Annotated in this window: 1 pseudogene; it reads left to right on the top strand. The window is 63.4% G+C overall.

Going from position 1 to position 544, the window contains the following annotated elements:
• Nucleotides 1-103: 103 nt before the first annotated feature.
• A pseudogene (locus EOA38_RS38510) lies at nt 104-544 on the top strand (carbohydrate ABC transporter permease); the annotation flags it as partial.

Below are 544 nucleotides of genomic sequence, written 5' to 3'. Positions count from 1 at the left end.
CGCCCTTCCTCTACCCCGTCGATCGGGGGAGAGGTGGTTTGCGCAGCAAACCGGAGTGGCGGTCGACCCTGCCGCCAACATCGCCGATACGGGAGGACCTGACATGGCACGCGCAGTCACCACCCAGCACAAGACGATCGCCACGGCCGCGGCCTGGATTGTCGCCCTGCTGATCTTCTTCCCGATCCTCTACACGATCATCACCTCGTTCAAGTCGGAGCAGGAGGCGATCCAGGGCTTCGCGCTCATCCCGTCGGGCACCACCGAAAGCTATGCCGAGGTGCAGGCGCAGAGCGGCTACTTCAAGTTCTTCCTGAATTCGGTGATCCTGTCGGTCGGCTCGACCGTCCTGGCGCTCCTGATCGCCGTCCCGGCGGCATGGTCGATGGCGTTTTCGCCGACCAAGCGGACCAAGGACATCCTGATGTGGATGCTTTCCACCAAGATGATGCCGGCCGTCGCGGTGCTGTTCCCGATCTACCTGATCTTCCGCGACGGCGGCCTGCTCGATAGCCGCATCGGCCTCACCGTCATGCTGATGCTG

Origin of the sequence: Mesorhizobium sp. M1E.F.Ca.ET.041.01.1.1 (assembly GCF_003997355.1) — a bacterium.
In the GTDB taxonomy this organism is placed as follows: domain Bacteria; phylum Pseudomonadota; class Alphaproteobacteria; order Rhizobiales; family Rhizobiaceae; genus Mesorhizobium.
Note: the sequence above shows the minus strand (reverse complement) of the source record. Positions and strands in the feature narration are given on the sequence as shown.